Genomic DNA, 19,459 nt, shown 5'->3' on the forward strand with positions numbered 1-19,459 from the left:
CGGCCCACCGGAGCGGCCCGTCCGGGACCGGGCCGCGGACCCACCCCGCACCACCCGTGGTGTTGCACTCCGTGATCTGTACCGGGTTGGTACCGGCTTGGTCGGATGCCGCCGTATGCCGTTAGCCTGAGCGACACGAATGCTCAGTCGGGATGGGGGACGTCGTTACGCATGGCAAGGGAATTCCAGCGCGGCCACAAGGCCAAGGTCAGTGATCTCACAGCGGGCACCGATCTGTACGTGGGCGTCCAGATCGCCGGGCCCGGACTCACCCTCGACATCAGCTGTTTCGGTCTGGACGCCGACGAACGGCTTTCGGACGACCGCTACTTCGTCTTCTTCAACCAGCCCACGTCGCCGGAAGAGTCCATTCAGCTGCTCGGTGCGCAGGCCGGTGACACGGAATCCTTCCGGGTGACCCTGGACCGCGTTCCGGCGTCCCTCCACAAGCTGTCCTTCACCGCCAGCATCGACGGCGCCGGACAGATGTCGCAGATCGGCCCGGGCTACATCCGGATCGTGGCCGGTGGCGAAGAGGTCGTCCGGTACTCCTTCACCGGCTCGGAGTTCAGCACCGAGCGGGCCGTGATGCTGGGCGACTTCTACCGCAAGGACGTGTGGCGCTTCGCCGCCGTCGGGCAGGGCTTCGACGGCGGGCTGGAGGCCCTCCTGAAGAACTTCGGCGGAGAGGTCGCCGAGGAGCAGCCGCAGGAGCAGGCCCCGGCGGCCGTAGCCCCCGGCTTCGCCCCGCCGCCGCAGGCGGCCGCCCCGGCCCCCGCGCCGTCCTTCGGCGCCCCCGCCCCCGTCCCGGCCCCGGCGCCTGCACCGACGTTCGGCGCGCCCGCCCCCGCACCGTCCGCCCCGCAGCCGCCGCAGTACCCGCAGCACGCGGCCCCCGCCCCGGCCCCCGCCCCGGTGCACGCCGCGCCGACCATAGCCGCGCCGCTCGCCCCGCAGGCTCCCGCGCCCTACGGCCAGCCGCCGCAGCAGCCCTCGTACGGCCAGGTCCCCGGCCAGTACCCGGGCCAGGTGCCGCCGCCGGCCCCGGCCCCCGCCCCCTACGGTCAGCAGCCGGGCTTCGGCCAGGTCCCAGGCCAGCAGCCCGGCTACGCCCCGCAGACCGCCGCCCCGGCGGCCGGCCTCGCCGCGGCGCTCCAGCCGTACAAGGAGGCCCCGACCGGCTCCCGCTGGACCGCGCAGAACCAGCAGCTCGTACGCGTCGACCTTTCGATGGGCGGCCAGGCCGTCCTTGCCCGCCAGGGCAGCATGGTCCTCTACCAGGGCAAGGTCGACTTCGCCTACAAGGGCGCCGGATTCGCCGGTCGCATCGTCGGCAACGCCACGGGCCAGGAGATGCAGCTGATGCGCTGCACCGGCCGCGGCCAGGTCTTCCTCGCCGAGAACGGTGCCCACCTGCACACCATCGAGCTCCAGGGCGACGCCATCTGCGTCTCCGCGGAGAATGTCCTCGCCTTCGACGAGTCCCTCCAGCACGAGGTCCGCCGGATCGAGGGCCACGGCATCCCCGGCGGCGCGCTGTTCACCCTGCAGTTCCAGGGCACCGGCACGGTGGTCGTCAAGACCCACGGTGTCCCGGTCGTCCTGCCCGTCACCCCGACCACCTTCGCGGACAGCAACGCCATCGTGGCGTGGTCGGCCGCCTCGCAGGTGATCCTGTCCAGCCAGGTCCGGCTGCGGCGCAACGCCTACCCCGGCCACAGCGGGGAGACCGTGAACCTCCAGTTCCGCGGCGCTCCCGGAAACTTCATCGTCGTCCAGCCGTACGAGGTCTGAGGGAGCCCGGCATGAACGCAATGAACCAGCAGCTCGTGGGCTTCGCCCCGACCCCGGTGACGACCCGCATGGAAAACCACGGGCCGTCGATGCTCAAGGTCGCCATGCAGAGCGGCCAGGACCTCTTCGCCCGCACCGGCTCGATGGTCGCCTACGAGGGCTTCGTGCAGTACGAGCCGAACCCCCCGGCCGTCCGCCAGATGGCATCGCAGTGGGTCACGGGCGAGAGCACACCCCTGATGAAGTGCACCGGCGACGGTCTCCTGTACCTCGCCGACTACGGCGCCGACATCGTCGTCATCCATCTCAACAACGACGCGCTGTCGGTCAACGGCACGAACCTCCTCGCCTTTGACGCGCACCTCCAGTGGGGCGTCGAGCGGGTCAAGGGTTTGGCGAAGTTCGCCGGCCAGGGCCTGTTCAACGTCCAGGTCGCGGGCACCGGCTGGGTCGCGCTGACCTCGCGCGGCACTCCGATCGTGGTCGACTGCGGCCGCGGCGAGGACGAGACGTACGTCGACCCCGACGCGCTCGTCGCCTGGTCGCCGAACCTGAAGGTCAAGGGCAAGCGCAGTTTCAAGGCCTCGTCCATGATCGGCCGGGGCAGTGGAGAGGCCTACCAGATGGCCTTCTCCGGCCAGGGCATCGTCGTCGTACAGCCCAGCGAGGACAGCACCGACCGGCTCCGGGTCCGGGGCTGAGGGGGAGCGTACACATCATGCAGAGCGCACTTTTCGCCCACGCCGAGGCGCAGTCCCAGGACCGGTACACCGTCCAGAACCCGCAGCTGCTGCGGGTCTCCCTGACGGGCTCCGACGACGTACTCGCCCGCAAGGGCGCGATGGTCGCCTACCAGGGGCTGATCGACTTCGACGGCGAGTACCAGAGCAGCAACCAGCGGGGCGCCCGCCGCCGCACCGGTGAGGGCCTGGACCTCATGCGCTGCTCCGGGCAGGGCACGGTCTACCTCGCCAACCTGGCCCAGCACGTCCACGTCGTGGACGTCGAGCAGGAGGGCCTGACGGTCGACAGCAGCTACGTCCTGGCCCTGGACTCGACCCTGCACACCGAGGTCATCGCGGTGGACAGCCAGTACGGGATCTCCGGATCCGGCAAGTACCAGCTCAACATCTCCGGCCACGGCAAGGTCGCCCTGATGACTTCCGGGCAGCCGCTGATGATGCACGTCACGCCCGACAAGTACGTCAACGTCGACGCGGACGCCATCGTCGCCTGGTCCACTTCGCTGCGGGTGCAGATGCAGGCCCAGACGCACTCCAGCGGTGTCTGGCGGCGCCGCGGCAACACCGGCGAGGGCTGGGAGCTCAGCTTCCTCGGCACGGGCATCGCGCTGGTGCAGCCCAGCGAGGCGCTGCCGCCGCAGAACGCGCAGGTCGGACAGGGCCTCGCCGCGCAGTTCGGGATGGGCCAGCAGGGCGTCCACGCCCAGAACCACAGCAACGGCTGGAACTGATCCGGTACGGCGGAGGGGGGCGGCTCCGCACGGCCGCACGGGACCGCCCCCTCGTCATGCCGCTGGGCAGCCCGCGGGCTCAGCCCGCCGCGGCGAGCCGCGCACGGGCCGCCTCCAGCGCAGCAGGACCACCGAGGTGTCGGCCACCGAGGCCACCTCCTGGTACGGGAACCAGCGCAGGTCCAGTGACTCCTCGCTGATCTCCGCCACGGCGTCGGCCGGGGCCAGTGCCGCGTACTGCACGTCCAGGTGCCAGTTGCAGGGCGCCGGGATGGGATGCCGGTCCAGGCGCACCGGACCGCCGGGCACCAGGGTCAGCCCGTGCTCGATGCCGGACTCCTCGCGGGCCTCGCGCAGGGCCACGTCCGCCAGGGTCGTGTCACCGGGCTCGCAGTGGCCGCCCATCTGCAGCCACAACCCCAGCTTCTTGTGCAGGGTCAGTAGGACCCGTCCGCCCACCGGGTCGATCACGAGCGCGCTGCCCGTGACGTGCCCCGCCTCGCAGGGCTTGTAGACCCCGTCCGGATGGGCGGCCAGATGTGCCAGGTACAGGTCGCGCAGCTCGCTCTGGTCCTCGTAGCCCTTCAGGACCAAAGCCGCGTCGTCGTGGAGGCTCACTTGTTCTCTTCGCCCTCGCCGTCGCCCTGCTGACCGCGCTTCTCGGCCGCCTCGCCGAGCATCTTGTCGATCTCGGAGAAGTCCAGCTGCTCGCGGTGCACGAAGCCGTCCGGATCGTCGAGGTCGGAGGCCGTCGGCAGCATGTCCGGGTGTTCCCACAGGCCGTCGCGGCCGTCCACCCCGCGCGCGTCGGTCAGCGAGGCCCACAGGCGCGAGGCGTCGCGCAGGCGGCGCGGGCGCAGCTCCAGGCCGATCAGTGTCGCGAAGGTCTGCTCCGCCGGGCCACCCGAGGCGCGGCGCCGGCGCATGGTCTCGCGCATCGCGTCCGCCGAGGCCAGCCGGGGCTTGGCGGCCTCGTGCACCACCGCGTCGACCCAGCCCTCGACCAGCGCGAGCGCCGTCTCCAGGCGGGCCAGGGCGGCCTTCTGCTCGGGAGTGTCCTGCGGCTGGAACATGCCGCCCTGCAGGACTTCCTGCAGCTGCTCCGGGTTGGACGGGTCCAGCTGCCCGACCACGTCCTCCAGCTTCGAGGTGTCCACCTTGATCCCGCGCGCGTAGCCCTCGACGGCTCCGAACAGGTGCGAGCGCAGCCACGGGACGTGCGCGAAGAGCCGGGCGTGGGCCGCCTCGCGCAGCGCCAGGTACAGCCGCACCTCGTCCGAGGGCACGCCCAGATCCCGGCCGAAGCCCTCGATGTTCAGCGGGAGCAGCGCGGCCTTGCCCGCCGGGCCCAGGGGCAGCCCGATGTCGGTGGAGCCGACGACCTCGCCGGCGAGGACGCCGACGGCCTGGCCGATCTGCTGGCCGAACATGGCCCCGCCCATGGAGCGCATCATGCCCAGCAGCGGGCCCGCCATGGCCTGCATCTCTTCGGGCAGCACGCTGCCCATGGCCGCGCCGACGCGCTCGGCGACCGGGTCCACGAGCTCCTTCCACACCGGGAGGGTGGCCTCGACCCACTCGGCGCGGCTCCACGCCACTGCCGTGGTGGCACCGGAGGGCAGCGAGGTCACGCCGTCCAGCCAGTGGTCGGCCAGGCGCACGGCCTCCTCGACGGCCGACTTCTCGGCGATGCCGACGCTGGTGTCCTTCACGCCGTCCGCCGTGCCCTGCGCGACGGTCCGGCGGGCGATGTCCTTGGCCATGTCCCAGTTCACGGGACCGCCCTCGTAGCTGAGCATCTGGCCGAGCTGCTGGAAGGCCGCACCGAGGTCGTTCGGGTTCATGGAACCGAACATCGCGGCGAACGGATTGTCCGCGCCGCCGGGGGCACCGGCGCCCGGCAGCCCCATGCCGGGGAACCCGAAGGGATTCGCAGGGCCGCCCTGACCGCCCTGGTTGCCCTTCTTCTTGCCTTCGTCGCCGTTGTCCGGCTCCTCCGGCGGAAGGCCGAATCCGAATGGGGTGTCGCTCACGGGTTTCCTCGGCTCGTAGGGCCGTCGGCGGGTGCCGACGGGCAATGGTCCGACAACACCACCCAGCGTAGACACCGGAGCCCGCATCCGGGCTCGGTGCTCCGCCGACTCCTGGGCTGCGGCAGGATGGACATCACCTGGTGGGGCCGCGTCACGGCGCGTCCCTACTGAAGACAACCGCTGGAGACGCCCGGTGAGTTCCCCAGATCCGCACGTTTCGGATAAGCGCAGCCGCGCGACGCAGGACGACGACCGCCCCGAGCACGGCGACGGCGCCCCCGGCGTTCGCCAGCCGCGAAACCCGGAAGGCCCCCGTCGGCCCAGCCCCGTGATCGCCGTGACCGGCGCCGCCTCGGGCGTCGGTGCAGCCCTCGTGACCCGCCTCGCCGCCTCCGACGAGGTCAGGCAGGTCGTGGCCATCGACGAGCGGCGAGGCGACTGCGCGGACGCGCAGTGGCACGTACTCGACGTACGGGACCCCGCGATCGCCGAGAAGCTGCGCGGCGCGGACGTCGTCGTCCACCTCGCCCTCGACCTCGACCTGGAGACGGACCCGGCGGCCCGTACGGCATACAACGTGCGCGGGACCCAGACCGTCCTCACGGCCGCCGCCGCGGCCGGCGTGCACCGGGTGGTGCTGTGCACCTCCGCCATGGTCTACGGGGCCCTGCCCGACAACGACATCCCGCTGTCGGAGGACTCCGAGCTGCGGGCCACCGCCGAGGCGACCGGTGTCGGCGACCTGTTGGAGATCGAACGGCTCGGTCGACGGGCCCCCCGCGCCCACCCCGGGCTCAACGTCACCGTGGTCCGCCCCGCGGTGCTCGTCGGCGGTACCGACACCGCCCTGACCCGGTACTTCGAGTCCCCGCGCCTGCTCGTCGTCGCGGGATCCCGGCCCACCTGGCAGTTCTGCCACGTGGAGGACCTGGTCAGTGCCCTGGAGTACGCGGCCCTGGAGAAGGTCGAGGGCGAGCTGGCCGTGGGCTGCGAGGGGTGGCTGGAGCAGGAGGAGGTCGAGGAGCTGAGCGGCATCCGCCGGATGGAACTGCCCTCGGCGGTCGCGCTGGGCGCGGCGGCCCGCCTGCACCGCATCGGCCTGACCCCGTCCCCGGCCGGGGACCTGGCGTACACGATGCACCCCTGGGTGGTCAGCGTCAGCGGGCTGCACGCGGCCGGCTGGCGGCCGCGCTGGACCAACGAGGAAGTCCTCGCCGAACTCCTCCAGGAGGTCGCGGGCCGCCACACCGTCGCCGGCCGCCGGCTGGGCCGCAGGGACGCCGCCACGGCCGCCGGTGCGGCGGGCGCGACGGTGGCCCTGCTCGGCGCGGCCGCGGCGGTCCGGCTGGCCCGCAAGCGCCGCGGGATCTGATCCCGCGGCGGCGGTCCTGTAGGAGGCTCCCAAGGCCGGCACCGCGGGCCGGGCGAATCAGCTATTCCGCCGGGTCGGCGGCTGGGGCACGATGGACGGTATGGCACCGCACTTCGACCACCCCGGCGAGCAGGCCGCCCAGGACCCCGTCCGGCTGCTCGCGATCCGCGACACCCCGCTCTCGATCGACGAGGTCTTCCAGGCCGTCGGCGACGACGCCACGGGCGGTACGACGCTCTTCGTCGGCACGGTGCGCAACCACGACGGCGGGGCCGACGTCGATGCGCTCGGCTACTCCTGCCACCCGACGGCGGAGGCCGAGATGCGCCGGATCGCCGAGCGCGTCGTGGCCAAGTACCCGGTCCGCGCCCTGGCCGCCGTGCACCGCGTGGGCGACCTGGCCGTCGGTGACCTGGCCGTGGTGGTCGCGGTCTCCTGCCCGCACCGCGGCGAGGCCTTCGAGGCCTGCCGGATGCTGATCGACGACCTCAAGCACGAGGTCCCGATCTGGAAGCACCAGACCTTCGCGGACGGCTCGGAGGAGTGGGTCGGCGCCTGCTGACGCCGTCGGCCCCGGTCGGCCGACCCCGGTCGCGGAGCGTGATCGTCGGGCGGATACCCTCACACCCGATCGGCCGCGCAACACGCCCTCGATTTGCGTAACCCCCCCATGGGCACGAGCGTTGAAGCCACCAACGAAACGCACTTCGGGGCAGGGAGGCGCGCCCATGGGATCTCTGGCGTGGTTGCTGATTCCGCTGTTCGCCGCGATCGGCGCGGCGATATGGGGCAGCTGGGCGGCACGGGACCGCACGCAGGGCGACATATCCGAGCTCGCGGGCTACGCGCGGTTCCGCGAAGCCATGGGCAACGGCCAGGGTCACGGCAGCGCGGATCAGGTCAGGGCGAAGGCCGAGGCCGCTTCCGCCTCCGACACCGTCTGACGCGATCCGACCCGGCGCGGGGCGTCCACCCCGCCCCCGCACCGTGAGATTCCGCTGAGAGTTTCGCCGACGAACCCCGTACGGACCGGCCCCGAGGGCCGCTCGCCGGGGCCGTCCCGTACTGTCGGATCCATGCCACGCCGCACCGCGACGATGCTCGCCTCCACCCTGGTGCTGTTCGCGCTGCTCTGCGCGGGGGTCTTCATCAAGGTCCCGTACTCCGAGATGAGCCCCGGCCCGACCGTGAACACGCTCGGGGACTCGCACGGTGAGCCCGTCCTCAGCATCTCGGGGCGCAAGACGTACCCGACCAGCGGTCACCTCAACATGACGACGGTCCGCGTCACGGGCGCCGACTACGACATGAATCTGGTGGAAGCCGTCTACGGGTGGCTGGCGGGCGACAACATCGTCGTCCCGCACGAGAACCTCTACCCGAACGGCAAGACCGACGCGGAGTCCACCCAGGAGAACGCCGAGGAGTTCAGCCAGTCCCAGCAGAGCGCCAAGGTCGCGGCGCTCCGGCAGCTCGACATCCCGGTCACCGCCCGGGTGATCGTCGCCTCCGTGGTCAAGGACAGCCCCTCCGAGGGCCTGCTGCACGCCGGTGACGTGGTCAAGGCCGTGGACGGCGCCCCCGTCACCGCCCCCGAGGACGTGGCCAAGCTCGTCACCAAGCGCAAGCCCGGCGAACCGGTCGAGTTCACCATCGTGCCCGCCGCCGACGCCGCGGCGGCCGCGAAGGCCGGCCGCGAGCCCGCAGGCACCTCCAAGGTCACCATCACCACCGGCAAGGCGGAGGGCGACGGCCGCGCCATCGTCGGCATCCGGGCCGGCTCCGACCACACCTTCCCGTTCACCATCGACATCAAGCTCGCCGACGTGGGCGGCCCGAGCGCCGGGCTGATGTTCGCGCTGGGCATCGTCGACAAGCTGACTCCGGAGGACCTGACCGGCGGAAAGTTCGTCGCGGGCACCGGCACCATCGACGACGCCGGCAAGGTCGGTCCGATCGGCGGCATCCAGATGAAGACCATCGGCGCCCGCAAGGCCGGTGCGGAGTACTTCCTCACTCCTGCCGACAACTGCGCCTCCGCGGCATCCAACGTGCCGGACGGGCTGACGCTGGTGAAGGTCTCCACCATCGACGACGCCATGAAGTCGTTGCAGAAGATCGGCAAGGGGGACACGGCCGGGCTGCCGCAGTGCGGCGCCAAGCCCTGACCGGTCGCCCTCCCCGGGGCCGGGGTCCGTCCGGCGGTGACGGACCCTAGGCGAAGGTCGCGGCCAGGGCCTCGGCCAGTCCCGGCACCAGGCCCCCGCCGGTGAGGACCTCCGTCGCGGAGTCCTTCTCGCGCAGTCGTACAGCTGACTCGCGCGAGCCGTCGCGCAGGACGGCCACGGTGATCCGGACCTCCTGCCGCTCCGGATGCCCGGCGACCCACTTCGCCAGCTGCTTGTCGCTCAGGCCCTCCGGTACGGAGGCCTCCGCGGACGGCGGCAGCATCAGGCGCTCGACGGTCAGCGCACACCCGATGACGGCGTCGGGCCAGGCGATGGTGCCCAGGAACGTGTCGAGCGGGGTTCCGGACGGGACGGTGTCCTGCTCGATCGGGGTGAGGGAGCTCTTGCCGGCGTCGTCCGCGTCGAGGCCGAGCTGGGAGGCCAGGCGCGGCTCCTGCTTCTTGAGCCGGGCGGTGTCGACCAGCGCGAACAGCCGCGCGGGCTTGTCCCAGCCGAGGCCGGCGGCGTACTCGTCGATCTCGAGACAGGCGCGGGTCAGCGGACTGGCCGCCATGGGGGCCGTCGGCGGAGTCGGCTCGTCGGACGGCGTGGGGGAAGGCGAAACGTTGGACATGGACAACATCCTGCCTCCTTTCCGACCCATACCGGGAACTGACCGGGGCCTCAGTAAGTTGCATGAATGGGCTCTACGATCGGGGGTCCGATCCATACCAGTACTCAGCGACTTTCGAGGTGCGCACCTTGGCTTTCCAGATGCCGGACCGCGGCGGAGGCCCTTCCGGGCCACGGATGAGAGTCGGACGCCCCTCCCGGCGTGCTCGCACTCTTCTCATGACCTTGGGCGTGCTGGCCGTCCTGGGAATGCTCTTCATCATGTTCGCCGGCTTCTGGACGGACTGGCTCTGGTTCCGCTCCGTGAAGTACTCCAGTGTCTTCACCACCACGCTGTGGACCAAGATCGGCCTCTTCAGCGTCTTCGGGCTGCTGATGACGGGCGCGGTCGGGCTGAACATCTGGCTGGCGCACCGGCTGCGGCCGCCGCTCAGCGCGATGTCGATGGAACAGCAGAGCCTCGACCGCTACCGGATGAGCATCGCCCCGTACAAGAAGTGGCTGCTCCTGGGCATCTCGGTGCTCGTCGGCCTGATCGCCGGAGCCTCGGCGGCCGGCCAGTGGAAGACCTGGCTCATGTACGTGAACGGGGTGCCCTTCGGCACGAAGGACCCCCAGTTCCGGATGGACGTGTCGTTCTACACCTTCGACCTGCCCTGGTACCGCTTCCTGCTCGGCTTCGGCTTCGCCGCCGTCGTGCTGTCGGTGATCGCCGCGACCGTCGTGCACTACCTGTACGGCGGACTGCGCGTGACGAGCCCGGGCGCCCGGGCCACCGCCGCCGCGACCGGCCACCTGTCGGTGCTGCTGGGCCTCTTCGTCACGCTCAAGGCGGTCGCGTACTGGCTCGACCGCTACGGGCTCGCCGTGAAGTCCAGTGACTTCAAGGCCGCCGACAACTGGACCGGTCTGCGGTACGTCGACGCGAACGCCTACCTGCCGGCGAAGACGATCCTGGTGGCCATCGCCGCGATCTGCGCCGTGCTGTTCTTCGCGACGCTGTGGCGCCGCACCTGGCAGCTGCCGGTGATCGGCTTCGGCCTGATGGTGCTCTCGGCCATCCTGATCGGCGGGCTCTACCCGGCGATCGTGCAGAAGTTCCAGGTCCAGCCGAACGAGCAGGCCAAGGAATCCCCGTACGTCCAGAAGAACATCAAGGCGACGCGCGAGGCCTACGGGATCGCCGGCTCCGAGGTCACCGACTACCCGGGCGTCTCGCAGACGGCGGACCGTACCAAGCTGCGTTCGCAGGCCGACTCCACCGCGAGCATCCGGCTCCTCGACCCGAACATCGTCTCGCCGGCCTTCCAGCAGCTCCAGCAGGTCAAGGGCTACTACGCCTTCCCGTCCACGCTGGCCGTGGACCGGTACAGCGGCCAGGACACGGTCATCGGACTGCGCGAGCTGAACATCGGCGGCATCCCGAAGAACAACTGGATCAACGACCACTTCAAGTACACGCACGGCTACGGCGTGGTCGCGGCCAAGGGCACCACCGTCGGCGACCAGGGCGCCCCCGACTTCACCCAGTCCGACCTCCCCTCCAAGGGCATGTTCGGCACGGACTTCGAGCAGCGGATCTACTACGGCGAGCAGACGAAGCAGTACTCGATCGTCGGCGGACCGCAGAAGGAGCTCGACTACTCCGACGACAACGGCGAGAAGGAGACCAGCTACACGGGCGGCTCCGGCGTCAACCTCGACAACCCCGTCAACCGGGCCGCCTACGCGCTGACCTTCAACGAGCCGCAGATCCTGTACTCGGGCGCCATCGGCGAGGGTTCGCGGATCCTGTACAACCGCACGCCCAAGGAGCGCGTCGAGGCCGTCGCCCCGTGGCTGACCATCGACGGCGCGCCCTATCCGGCCGTGGTCGAGGGCCGGATCAAGTGGATCGTCGACGCGTACACGACCACCAACGGCTACCCGTACGCCTCGCGCACCACGCTGGGGCAGAGCACCGCGGACTCGCTCACCAACAGCCAGCGGGCCGTCGTGGCCCAGGAGAACCAGGTCAACTACATCCGCAACTCGGTGAAGGTCACCGTCGACGCCTACGACGGCTCGGTGGACCTGTACCAGTGGGACACCGAGGACCCGGTCCTGAAGACCTGGATGAAGGCGTTCCCGGGCACGGTCAAGCCCAAGAGCGAGATCGACGAGCCGCTCATGGAGCACCTCCGCTACCCGCAGGACCTCTTCAAGGTCCAGCGGGAGCTGCTGACCCGGTACCACGTCACCGACCCGCAGACCTTCCTCAGTGGCAGTGAGGCCTGGGCCGTCCCGGACGACCCGACGACCAAGGCCGGCACGGCGGTTCCGCCGTACTACCTGTCGATGAAGATGCCGGGCCAGAAGGAGAAGGACCAGGTCTTCTCGCTCACCACGACGTTCACGCCGAACGAGCGGCCCAACCTGAGCGCCTTCATGGCGGTCAACGCCGATCCGACGACGCAGGACTACGGCAAGATCAGAATTCTGAAGATGCCGACGAGCAAGCCGCCGGACGGCCCCGGCCAGGTGCAGAGCAAGTTCCAGTCGGAGCCGAAGATCGCCGAGTCCATCCGCCTGCTGCGCGGTGGCGACTCGGAGATCGAATACGGCAACCTGCTCGCGGTGCCGCTCGACGGCGGCATGCTCTACGTGGAGCCGGTGTACGTCCGCAGCTCCGGGCTGAAGTACCCGCTGCTGCGCAAGGTCCTCGTGACCTATGGCGGCCAGACGGCCTTCGAGGACACCTTGGAGAAGGCGCTGAACGTGGTCTTCGGGGCCGAGGCCCCGACCACACCGGTTCCGCCGGCCCAGCCGCCGGGTGAGGGCACCGTCACGCCGCCGACCAACCAGGACCCGACGGTCAAGGCGGCCCTCTCCGACGCCCAGAAGGCGATCGAGGAGGCCGAGAAGGCCCGGCAGGCTGGTGACTGGGCGGCCTTCGGCAAGGCCCAGGACGACATCAAGGCCGCGCTGAAGCGGGCGATCGAGGCGGAGGCGAAGGCCACGCCCCCTCCCGCGGGCGGTTGATGATCAATGGGTGAGGGCTCCGTCCCGCGTCGTGATACTGTGGTTTCACCGACGCGGGGTGGAGCAGCTCGGTAGCTCGCTGGGCTCATAACCCAGAGGTCGCAGGTTCAAATCCTGTCCCCGCTACTGAAGACGAAGGCCCGGATCCATGGGATCCGGGCCTTCGTCATGTCCGGACGGGACACGCGGTAGCTGGGGTGGGTGAGTTGGGGCAGGAGCGTGTTTGACTTACCCCACTGTGGGCATGTCGACAAAACGCTGTAGTGACCTCACTGACTGCGACATACCAGGTGTACGCGGGTAGCAGGTGATGCGACGATGGGATTTATGGGGGACAGGTCAACTCTGCTGGAGACAGGGCGGTTTGTGAGGGCGCAGGCCGAAGCGGGCACAGGAGCCAACGAGTCGGCACCCGTTGCCGACACGCAGACCGCGCTGACCGATGCGGAGTTCGCGCAGGAGATGTTCGCCGAGACCGACGCGGCGAGTGACGCCGAGCTGGAGGCCCGGCACCGGGTGGCCGCCGACAAGGGCGACCCCGGTGCCATGAGCGTGCTCGGCGCGCTGCTGCTGCGCCGCGGAGACCTGGACGGCGCCGAGCCCTACCTGCGCGGGGCCACCGCCGAGGGGGACCGCGCCGCCGCCAACAACCTGGGCGTCCTGCTGCTCCAGCGGGGCTACCCCGACGAGGCCGCCGGCTGGTGGCGGGTCGCCGCCGTGGCCGGGTCCGCACCCGCCGCGCACGCCCTGGGCCGCCACTTCCGCGAGCGCGGCGACGAGCCGGCCGCCGAGTACTGGCTGCGCCAGGCGGCGGAATCCGGCCACGCGCTGGGTGCGTACGGGCTGGCCGACCTGCTGGAGCACCGCGGGGACAAGGGCGTGGAGCAGTGGTTCCGCGCTGCTGCCGAACAGGGCCACCGCGAGGCCGCCTACCGGCTGGCCAGGCACCTGCGCAAGGGCGACCCCGCCGAGGCCGAGCAGTGGTACCGGCAGGCCGCCGCCCGCGGGCACCGGCGCGCGGCGCTCCACCTGGGCGCCCTGCTGGAGGCGCGTGGGGAGCTCAAGGAGGCCGGGCGCTGGTACCTGACCTCCGCCAAGCAGGGCGAGGCGCGGGCCGCGTGTGCGCTCGGCTTCCTGCTGCGTGACGCCGGCGACGAGGAGAGCGCGGCCGCGTGGTGGCACCGGGCGGCCAAGGACGGCGACGGCAACGCCGCCAACGCCCTGGGTGCGTTGCACGCCGCGCGGGGCGAGACCCAGACCGCGGAACGCTGGTACCGGACCGCCATGGACGCCGGAGACCAAAACGGGGCGTACAACCTTGCTTTGCTGTGCGCCGCACAGGACCGGACCGCGCAGGCCGAGCAGTGGTACCGGCGGGCTGCCTACGCCGGCCACCGCGAGGCGGCCAACGCGCTGGCCATCATGCTGCTCCAGGTCGGCGACGCGGCGGGCGCCGAGCCGTGGTTCTCGAAGGCCGCGGAGGCGGGCAGCGTGGACGCGGCCTTCAACCTCGGCATCCTCTTCGCCAGCCGCGACGAGGATCGTACGGCGCTGAAGTGGTACGAGCGGGCCGCCTCGGCGGGCCACACCGACGCCGCCCTCCAGGTCGGCATCGCGCTGGTACGGGACGGGGAGGAGCGGGCGGCCGAGCGTCACCTGCGCTGCGCGGCCGGCGGCGGCAGCGCGGAGGCGGCCTTCCGCCTGGCCGCGCTGCTGGAGTCGCTGGCCCCGCCGCCGGAGCCGCCGGCGCTGGGCGAGCCGGTCGGCAGCGCCCCGCGCACCGAGAGCGAGGAGTGGTACGAGCGCGCCGCGGAGCTGGGGCACCGCCGGGCCCAGGTGCGCGTCGGCATGTTGGCGGCAGCCCGCGGCGACATGGAGTCCGCCGCCCGCTGGTACCGGGAGGCGGCCGAGGCCGGGTCCCGCAACGGCGCGTTCAACCTGGGTCTGCTGCTGGCGCGAGAGGGCAGCGAGCCGGAGGCGGCGCTGTGGTGGACCCGGGCGGCGGTGGCCGGCCACGGCCGAGCCGCCCTGCGACTGGGCCTGCTGGCCGCCCGCCACGGCGATCTCGCGGAGGGGCAGAAGTGGTGCGCCCGCGCCATGGAGCTGGGGCCCGCGGAGGTCTCGGAGCGGGCGGCCCGGCTGCGCGAGGCCCTGGCGGAGGAGCTCTCGGCGTGACCCCCGCCAGGCCGGGGCCCGGCCCCCGGACGGATCCCGGACCGGTCCCCGGTTAACCGATTTGCATGTGCCGGGGGCCTTCACGTAACGTTGGGTTCACCGACGCGGGGTGGAGCAGCTCGGTAGCTCGCTGGGCTCATAACCCAGAGGTCGCAGGTTCAAATCCTGTCCCCGCTACTGAAGACTCAGGGCTCGGATCCATTGGATCCGGGCCCTGAGTTGTTTCCGCGCGCGAAGCGCCCGGGAATTCCCGGAGGTCGCGGAAGCCGTGAAGGCCCCGACCCCCATGGGGTCGGGGCCTTCACGGCTTCCGGGATCAGGCGCCCGCGCAGTTCGGGCAGAGGCCGCGGTAGGTGACCTCGACCGCCGACACCACGAAGCCGAAGCGCTCCGAGTCGGGCAGGTCGGCCAGCGGATTGCCCGCGGGGTGGACGTCGCGGATGGCGCCGCACTGCGCGCAGACCAGGTGCTGGTGCGGCCGGTGGGCGTTCGGGTCGTACCGCTTGGCGCGCCGGTCCGTGGCGACTTCCAGCACCTCGCCGAGGGAGACCAGCTCGCCCAGCGTGTTGTACACGGTCGCCCGCGAGATCTCCGGCAGCTTGGCCACGGCGCGTGCGTGCACCTCGTCGGCCGTCAGGTGCACGTGGTCACCGTCGAGCACCTCGGCCACGACACGCCGCTGTGCCGTCATGCGCCAGCCGCGTCCGCGAAGTCGTTCCAGCAGGTCACTCATGGACACCAGCCTAACAGTGAGGGGATTCGGTGTAACTCCCGAACCGGTGCGGACTTGGATCCTTACTTGACTTGGACAATGTCCATTGTAGGATCGAGTGCGGCTGATGCCGAGGACAGGACAGGCAGCGATGACGCAGGAGGCGCACGTGACGCAGGGACCGCTCACCACCGAGGCCGGGGCGCCGGTGGCCGACAACCAGAACAGTGAGACGGCCGGCATCGGCGGGCCCGTTCTGGTCCAGGACCAGCTCCTGCTGGAGAAGCTCGCGCACTTCAACCGCGAGCGCATCCCGGAGCGAGTGGTGCACGCCCGCGGCGCCGGCGCGTACGGCACCTTCACGCTGACCCGCGACGTCTCGCAGTGGACGCGGGCCGCGTTCCTGTCCGAGGTCGGCAAGCAGACCGAGACCTTCCTGCGCTTCTCCACCGTCGCGGGCAACCTGGGCAGCGCCGACGCGGTGCGCGACCCCCGGGGCTGGGCGCTGAAGTTCTACACCGAGGAGGGCAACTACGACCTCGTCGGCAACAACACCCCGGTGTTCTTCATCAAGGACGCCATCAAGTTCCCCGACTTCATCCACACCCAGAAGCGCGACCCGTACACCGGCTCGCAGGAGGCGGACAACGTCTGGGACTTCTGGGGTCTGTCGCCGGAGTCCACCCACCAGGTGACCTGGTTGTTCGGTGACCGGGGCATCCCGGCGTCCTACCGCCACATGAACGGCTACGGCTCGCACACGTTCCAGTGGAACAACGAGGCCGGCGAGGTCTTCTGGGTCAAGTACCACTTCAAGACCGACCAGGGCATCAAGAACCTCACCCAGGCCGAGGCCAACGTCCTCGCCGGCGAGGACCCCGACAGCCACCAGCGCGACCTGCGCGAGGCCATCGAGCGCGGTGACTTCCCGACCTGGACCGTGCAGGTGCAGATCATGCCGGCGGCCGACGCGGCGACCTACCGCTTCAACCCCTTCGACCTCACCAAGGTGTGGCCGCATGCGGACTACCCGCCGATCGAGATCGGCAAGCTGGAGCTCAACCGCAACCCGGAGAACGTCTTCGCCGAGGTCGAGCAGTCCATCTTCAGCCCGGCGCACTTCGTCCCCGGCATCGGCCCGTCCCCGGACAAGATGCTCCAGGGCCGCCTCTTCGGCTACGGCGACGCCCACCGCTACCGCGTCGGCATCAACGCCGACCACCTGCCGGTGAACCGTCCGCACGCCACCGAGGCGCGCACCAACTCCCGAGACGGCTACCTCTACGACGGCCGCCACAAGGGTGCGAAGAACTACGAGCCGAACAGCTTCGGAGGCCCGCACGAGACCGGTCGTCCGCTGTGGCAGCCGGTCGCGGTCACCGGTGGCACCGGCAACCACGCCACCCCCGTGCACAGCGAGGACGACGACTTCGTCCAGGCGGGCAACCTCTACCGGCTGTACTCCGAGGAGGAGAAGAGCCGCCTGGTGGAAAACCTCTCCGGTTTCATCGCCAAGGTCTCCCGCGACGACATCGTCGAGCGTGCGATCGACAACTTCCGCCGGGCGGACGGCGACTTCGGCAAGCGCCTGGAGGCCGCGGTCCAGGCCCTCCGCGCCTGATCGGGACCGCTTGCCGTAGCAGGACGCCGGGCCGCGGCCCTCTTCGGAGGGTCGCGGCCCGCCGTCGTTTCAGGCGGAGACCGCGCGACGGGCCGGGACCCAGCAGCGGATGACGTCGCGCACGGACACGATGCCCACCGGTCCGCCGTGCTCCAGCACGATCAGGTGTCGGAAGCCGCCGTGGGCCATCGCCTCGGCGGCTTCCTGCAGCGTCGCGTCCGGGGTGCAGAAGACGACGTTGTTGGTGGTGTGCGCGGCCACCGACTCCCGGTCGGGGTCGTGGCCCGCGCCGATCGAGTTGAGGACGTCGCGTTCGGTCAGGATGCCGATTCCGCTGTGGTCGGGGTCGAGGACGACGGCCGCGCCGACGCGCCGGCCGGACATCAGGCAAGCCGCCTGTCGGAGGGTGTGTGCGGGTCCGAGGGTGAGGATCACGGTGCTCATGGCGTCGCGGACGAGCATGAAGAGAGCCACCTCCTGGGGGTGAGCCCCCGCGCCGGGGTGGGTGCGACCGGTGGAACGCCTCAAGAGAAACGTTTCACAAGCGCACAAGCGTGGGGAGTCTCAGATTCCCACGGACCGGGAGGGCCAGCAAGGAGGCGTGCACAGGGAGCGCGGCCGGCGCGCGGGTGGGTCAGGCGCGCGGGCGGAGCAGGTCGAGCATCTCCTCGTGGAGCAGTCCGTTCGACGCCGCCGCGTTCCCGCCGTGCACGCCGTCGACCCCGTCCAGGCTGCTGAAGCGGCCGCCCGCCTCCTGCACGACCACCGCGACGGCCGCCATGTCCCACAGGTTCAGCTCCGGCTCGGCACACAGGTCCAGGGAGCCCTCCGCGACCATCATGTACGGCCAGAAGTCGCCGTACCCCCGGGTGCGCCAGCACGCCCGCGTGAGGTCCAGGAAGCCGGGCAGCCGCCCCTGCTCCTCCCAGCCGCTCAGCGAGGAGTACGCGAACGAGGCGTCGCCCAGTCCGCCCACCCGGGACACGCCGATCGCGGTGCGCTCCCCGAGCGCACCGCCCGAGTACGCGCCGGAGCCCTGCGCCGCCCACCAGCGCCGGCCCAGCGCCGGGGCGGACACCACGCCGACCACCGGGCGGAAGACGCCGTCCTCGCCCTCCGTCATCAAGGAGATCAGGGTCGCCCAGACGGGGACCCCGCGCACGTAGTTCTTCGTGCCGTCGATCGGGTCCACGACCCAGCGGCGCGGGCCGCTGCCCATGAGCCCGTACTCCTCGCCCAGGATGGCGTCGTCCGGGCGGGCCGCCGTGATGCCGGCCCGCACGACCTCCTCCGCTGCCTTGTCCGCCTCGCTCACCGGGGTCATGTCCGGCTTCGTCTCGACCTTGAGGTCGAGGGCGCGGAACCGTTCCATCGTGGTGACGTCCGCCGCGTCGGCGAGTTCGAGGGCGAGGCGCAGGTCATTCTCATACTCGGGCATGCCCGAACAGTAGCGAGACTCCCGGACCCCGGCCAACGGCGTCCGGAACGCGGCCGGACGTGCCCTCTTGACGGCGGGCGCGCCCTTGACAGGGTCTGGCGCCCCGTCAACTCTGGGCCGGAGAACCGAGCGGGGAGGCACGGATGCCGGCAGCCCGGGACACCTTGCTGGACGCGGCGGCAGCGGCGCTCGCGGCGCGCCCCTGGCCGGACGTCCGGATGGTCGAGGTCGCCGCCGCGGCCGGGGTGTCGCGGCAGACCCTCTACAACGAGTTCGGCGGCAAGGCGGGGCTGGGTCGCGCCCTGGTCCGGCGCGCTGCCGACCGGTACCTGGAAGGGGTGGACGAGGCCCTGTCCACCCGGGAGCGGGCCCCGGAGCGGCTCGCCGCCGTTGCGGAGTGGACGGTGCGGGCGGCCCGCGAGCACCCCCTCCTGCGGGCCCTGCTGACCGGCGGCTGGGGGCCCGGCCTGCCCGCGGCGGGCCGGCGTGAACCAGGACCCGGGGAGCTCGCCCGCACCGTCCGGGACCGGGCGGCCGCGGCGCTCACTCCGGTGGAGGGGCCGCAGCGGTGCGAACTGGCGGTGCGGCTCGCCCTCTCGTACGTGATCGCCCCGGGCGAGGAGCCCGGGCCGGGGGAGCTGATCGGACTGCTCAGTGCGCCGATCCGGACAGCTGGAGCCCGATGACCCCCAGGATGACCAGCGTGATCGAGACGAGTTTGAGGGTGGAGACCAGGTCGCCGAGGAAGACCATCCCGTAGATCGCCGTACCGGCCGCACCGATGCCCGTCCAGACCGCATAGGCCGGCCCCACGTCCAGCTTCTTGAGGGCCAGGGTCAGCAGGCCGAAGCTGCCGAGGGCGAAGCAGGCGAAGGCCACCGTCGGCCAGAGCCGGGTGAATCCGTGGGAGAGCTTCAGGCAGACCGCGAAACCCGTCTCCAGGAGTCCGGCGACGACGACCAGCAGCCACGCCATGGCGAATGCCTCCCCGCGTCATGTGACATCGCGTCACTTGGTG

General features: G+C 71.2%; 17 protein-coding genes, 2 tRNA genes and 1 pseudogene. 13 read left to right on the forward strand and 7 right to left on the reverse strand.

Features of this window, described 5'->3' with window-relative positions:
• Nucleotides 1-171: 171 nt before the first annotated feature.
• The 3 genes from R4Z63_RS21805 to R4Z63_RS21815 are packed head-to-tail and all read left to right on the forward strand — an operon-like array spanning nucleotide 172 to nucleotide 3,268.
• The gene (locus R4Z63_RS21805; protein WP_384453099.1) at nucleotides 172-1,794 is read left to right on the forward strand and encodes a TerD family protein; all 1,623 of its coding nucleotides are present in this window, start codon (nucleotides 172-174) and stop codon (nucleotides 1,792-1,794) included.
• Nucleotides 1,795-1,814: 20 nt separating this feature from the next.
• The gene (locus R4Z63_RS21810; protein WP_384453120.1) at nucleotides 1,815-2,495 is read left to right on the forward strand and encodes an AIM24 family protein; all 681 of its coding nucleotides are present in this window, start codon (nucleotides 1,815-1,817) and stop codon (nucleotides 2,493-2,495) included.
• Between the two features lie 17 nt (nucleotides 2,496-2,512).
• Nucleotides 2,513-3,268 carry an AIM24 family protein gene (locus R4Z63_RS21815; protein WP_384453102.1) on the forward strand — a complete coding sequence of 252 codons (756 nt, stop codon included), beginning with the start codon at nucleotides 2,513-2,515 and terminating at the stop codon, nucleotides 3,266-3,268.
• A gap of 79 nt (nucleotides 3,269-3,347) precedes the next feature.
• On the opposite strand, the pseudogene R4Z63_RS21820 reads toward R4Z63_RS21815, so the two are convergent.
• Nucleotides 3,348-3,886, reverse strand: a pseudogene (locus tag R4Z63_RS21820) (NUDIX hydrolase).
• Nucleotides 3,883-5,301, reverse strand: coding sequence for a zinc-dependent metalloprotease (locus tag R4Z63_RS21825; protein WP_037919602.1), 1,419 nt, complete (start codon nucleotides 5,299-5,301; stop codon nucleotides 3,883-3,885). The pseudogene R4Z63_RS21820 and the gene R4Z63_RS21825 overlap by 4 nt, the downstream one beginning before the upstream one ends.
• Nucleotides 5,302-5,494: 193 nt before the next feature.
• Here R4Z63_RS21825 and R4Z63_RS21830 point away from each other — a divergent pair, with 193 nt between their 5' ends.
• The 4 genes from R4Z63_RS21830 to R4Z63_RS21845 all read left to right on the forward strand — a co-directional run bounded on the left by R4Z63_RS21830 (nucleotide 5,495) and on the right by R4Z63_RS21845 (nucleotide 8,841).
• Complete coding sequence (locus R4Z63_RS21830; protein WP_384453107.1) at nucleotides 5,495-6,673, forward strand: SDR family oxidoreductase; 1,179 nt, start codon at nucleotides 5,495-5,497, stop codon at nucleotides 6,671-6,673.
• A gap of 100 nt (nucleotides 6,674-6,773) precedes the next feature.
• A complete protein-coding gene (locus R4Z63_RS21835) occupies nucleotides 6,774-7,235 on the forward strand; it encodes a molybdenum cofactor biosynthesis protein MoaE (RefSeq protein ID WP_384453110.1) in 462 nt (153 codons plus the stop codon).
• Between the two features lie 166 nt (nucleotides 7,236-7,401).
• Nucleotides 7,402-7,617, forward strand: a complete 216-nt coding sequence (locus tag R4Z63_RS21840) for a hypothetical protein (RefSeq protein WP_037919606.1) — start codon at nucleotides 7,402-7,404, stop codon at nucleotides 7,615-7,617.
• Between the two features lie 132 nt (nucleotides 7,618-7,749).
• Entirely contained in the window at nucleotides 7,750-8,841 is a 1,092-nt protein-coding gene (locus tag R4Z63_RS21845; protein ID WP_037919608.1) for a YlbL family protein, read from the forward strand.
• A 46-nt stretch (nucleotides 8,842-8,887) separates the two neighbouring features.
• On the opposite strand, the gene R4Z63_RS21850 is transcribed toward R4Z63_RS21845, so the two are convergent.
• Complete coding sequence (locus R4Z63_RS21850) at nucleotides 8,888-9,484, reverse strand: PPA1309 family protein (protein ID WP_384453114.1); 597 nt, start codon at nucleotides 9,482-9,484, stop codon at nucleotides 8,888-8,890.
• 131 nt (nucleotides 9,485-9,615) lie between these two features.
• Here R4Z63_RS21850 and R4Z63_RS21855 point away from each other — a divergent pair, with 131 nt between their 5' ends.
• The 4 genes from R4Z63_RS21855 (at nucleotide 9,616) to R4Z63_RS21870 (ending at nucleotide 14,847) form a co-directional block, all read left to right on the forward strand.
• The gene (locus tag R4Z63_RS21855; RefSeq protein ID WP_052030311.1) at nucleotides 9,616-12,495 is read left to right on the forward strand and encodes a UPF0182 family membrane protein; all 2,880 of its coding nucleotides are present in this window, start codon (nucleotides 9,616-9,618) and stop codon (nucleotides 12,493-12,495) included.
• A gap of 52 nt (nucleotides 12,496-12,547) precedes the next feature.
• Nucleotides 12,548-12,621, forward strand: a tRNA-Met gene (locus R4Z63_RS21860).
• A gap of 201 nt (nucleotides 12,622-12,822) precedes the next feature.
• The gene (locus R4Z63_RS21865; protein ID WP_037919615.1) at nucleotides 12,823-14,670 is read left to right on the forward strand and encodes a tetratricopeptide repeat protein; all 1,848 of its coding nucleotides are present in this window, start codon (nucleotides 12,823-12,825) and stop codon (nucleotides 14,668-14,670) included.
• Between the two features lie 103 nt (nucleotides 14,671-14,773).
• Nucleotides 14,774-14,847: transfer RNA gene (locus tag R4Z63_RS21870), tRNA-Met, on the forward strand.
• A gap of 139 nt (nucleotides 14,848-14,986) precedes the next feature.
• Here R4Z63_RS21870 and R4Z63_RS21875 read toward each other — a convergent pair.
• Nucleotides 14,987-15,403: a Fur family transcriptional regulator gene (locus R4Z63_RS21875; protein ID WP_384451970.1), complete on the reverse strand. Its 417-nt coding sequence runs from the start codon at nucleotides 15,401-15,403 to the stop codon at nucleotides 14,987-14,989.
• Nucleotides 15,404-15,533: 130 nt separating this feature from the next.
• Between R4Z63_RS21875 and R4Z63_RS21880 the strand changes: the two genes are divergently transcribed.
• Nucleotides 15,534-17,003, forward strand: coding sequence for a catalase (locus tag R4Z63_RS21880; RefSeq protein WP_384451973.1), 1,470 nt, complete (start codon nucleotides 15,534-15,536; stop codon nucleotides 17,001-17,003).
• A 69-nt stretch (nucleotides 17,004-17,072) separates the two neighbouring features.
• On the opposite strand, the gene R4Z63_RS21885 is transcribed toward R4Z63_RS21880, so the two are convergent.
• Together R4Z63_RS21885 and hisN are read right to left on the reverse strand one after the other, a co-directional pair.
• Nucleotides 17,073-17,465 (reverse strand): CBS domain-containing protein, encoded by a 393-nt coding sequence (locus R4Z63_RS21885; RefSeq protein WP_037919620.1) that lies wholly within the window; start codon nucleotides 17,463-17,465, stop codon nucleotides 17,073-17,075.
• A 172-nt stretch (nucleotides 17,466-17,637) separates the two neighbouring features.
• Nucleotides 17,638-18,441, reverse strand: coding sequence for a histidinol-phosphatase (gene hisN, locus R4Z63_RS21890; RefSeq protein WP_037919621.1), 804 nt, complete (start codon nucleotides 18,439-18,441; stop codon nucleotides 17,638-17,640).
• Nucleotides 18,442-18,584: 143 nt separating this feature from the next.
• Between hisN and R4Z63_RS21895 the strand changes: the two genes are divergently transcribed.
• Nucleotides 18,585-19,127: a TetR/AcrR family transcriptional regulator gene (locus R4Z63_RS21895; RefSeq protein WP_384451978.1), complete on the forward strand. Its 543-nt coding sequence runs from the start codon at nucleotides 18,585-18,587 to the stop codon at nucleotides 19,125-19,127.
• Here the strand turns inward: R4Z63_RS21895 and R4Z63_RS21900 are convergent.
• Complete coding sequence (locus R4Z63_RS21900; RefSeq protein ID WP_030658800.1) at nucleotides 19,093-19,416, reverse strand: DMT family transporter; 324 nt, start codon at nucleotides 19,414-19,416, stop codon at nucleotides 19,093-19,095. The two genes, R4Z63_RS21895 and R4Z63_RS21900, sit on opposite strands and share 35 nt — an antisense overlap.
• Nucleotides 19,417-19,459: the final 43 nt, after the last annotated feature.

It is taken from the genome of Streptomyces sp. PL-29 (assembly GCF_058344425.1).

Excerpts from the sequence above, each read along its gene's own strand:
- R4Z63_RS21805 (WP_384453099.1), top strand. The coding sequence starts at position 172 with ATGGCAAGGGAATTCCAGCGCGGCCACAAGGCCAAGGTCAGTGATCTC.
- R4Z63_RS21855 (WP_052030311.1), top strand. The coding sequence starts at position 9,616 with ATGCCGGACCGCGGCGGAGGCCCTTCCGGGCCACGGATGAGAGTCGGA.
- R4Z63_RS21900 (WP_030658800.1), bottom strand. The coding sequence starts at position 19,416 with ATGGCGTGGCTGCTGGTCGTCGTCGCCGGACTCCTGGAGACGGGTTTC.
- R4Z63_RS21895 (WP_384451978.1), top strand. The coding sequence starts at position 18,585 with ATGCCGGCAGCCCGGGACACCTTGCTGGACGCGGCGGCAGCGGCGCTC.
- R4Z63_RS21865 (WP_037919615.1), top strand. The coding sequence starts at position 12,823 with ATGGGGGACAGGTCAACTCTGCTGGAGACAGGGCGGTTTGTGAGGGCG.
- R4Z63_RS21875 (WP_384451970.1), bottom strand. The coding sequence starts at position 15,403 with ATGAGTGACCTGCTGGAACGACTTCGCGGACGCGGCTGGCGCATGACG.
- R4Z63_RS21835 (WP_384453110.1), top strand. The coding sequence starts at position 6,774 with ATGGCACCGCACTTCGACCACCCCGGCGAGCAGGCCGCCCAGGACCCC.
- hisN (WP_037919621.1), bottom strand. The coding sequence starts at position 18,441 with ATGCCCGAGTATGAGAATGACCTGCGCCTCGCCCTCGAACTCGCCGAC.
- R4Z63_RS21810 (WP_384453120.1), top strand. The coding sequence starts at position 1,815 with ATGAACCAGCAGCTCGTGGGCTTCGCCCCGACCCCGGTGACGACCCGC.
- R4Z63_RS21880 (WP_384451973.1), top strand. The coding sequence starts at position 15,534 with ATGACGCAGGAGGCGCACGTGACGCAGGGACCGCTCACCACCGAGGCC.
- R4Z63_RS21815 (WP_384453102.1), top strand. The coding sequence starts at position 2,513 with ATGCAGAGCGCACTTTTCGCCCACGCCGAGGCGCAGTCCCAGGACCGG.
- R4Z63_RS21885 (WP_037919620.1), bottom strand. The coding sequence starts at position 17,465 with ATGCTCGTCCGCGACGCCATGAGCACCGTGATCCTCACCCTCGGACCC.
- R4Z63_RS21850 (WP_384453114.1), bottom strand. The coding sequence starts at position 9,484 with ATGTTGTCCATGTCCAACGTTTCGCCTTCCCCCACGCCGTCCGACGAG.
- R4Z63_RS21845 (WP_037919608.1), top strand. The coding sequence starts at position 7,750 with ATGCCACGCCGCACCGCGACGATGCTCGCCTCCACCCTGGTGCTGTTC.
- R4Z63_RS21840 (WP_037919606.1), top strand. The coding sequence starts at position 7,402 with ATGGGATCTCTGGCGTGGTTGCTGATTCCGCTGTTCGCCGCGATCGGC.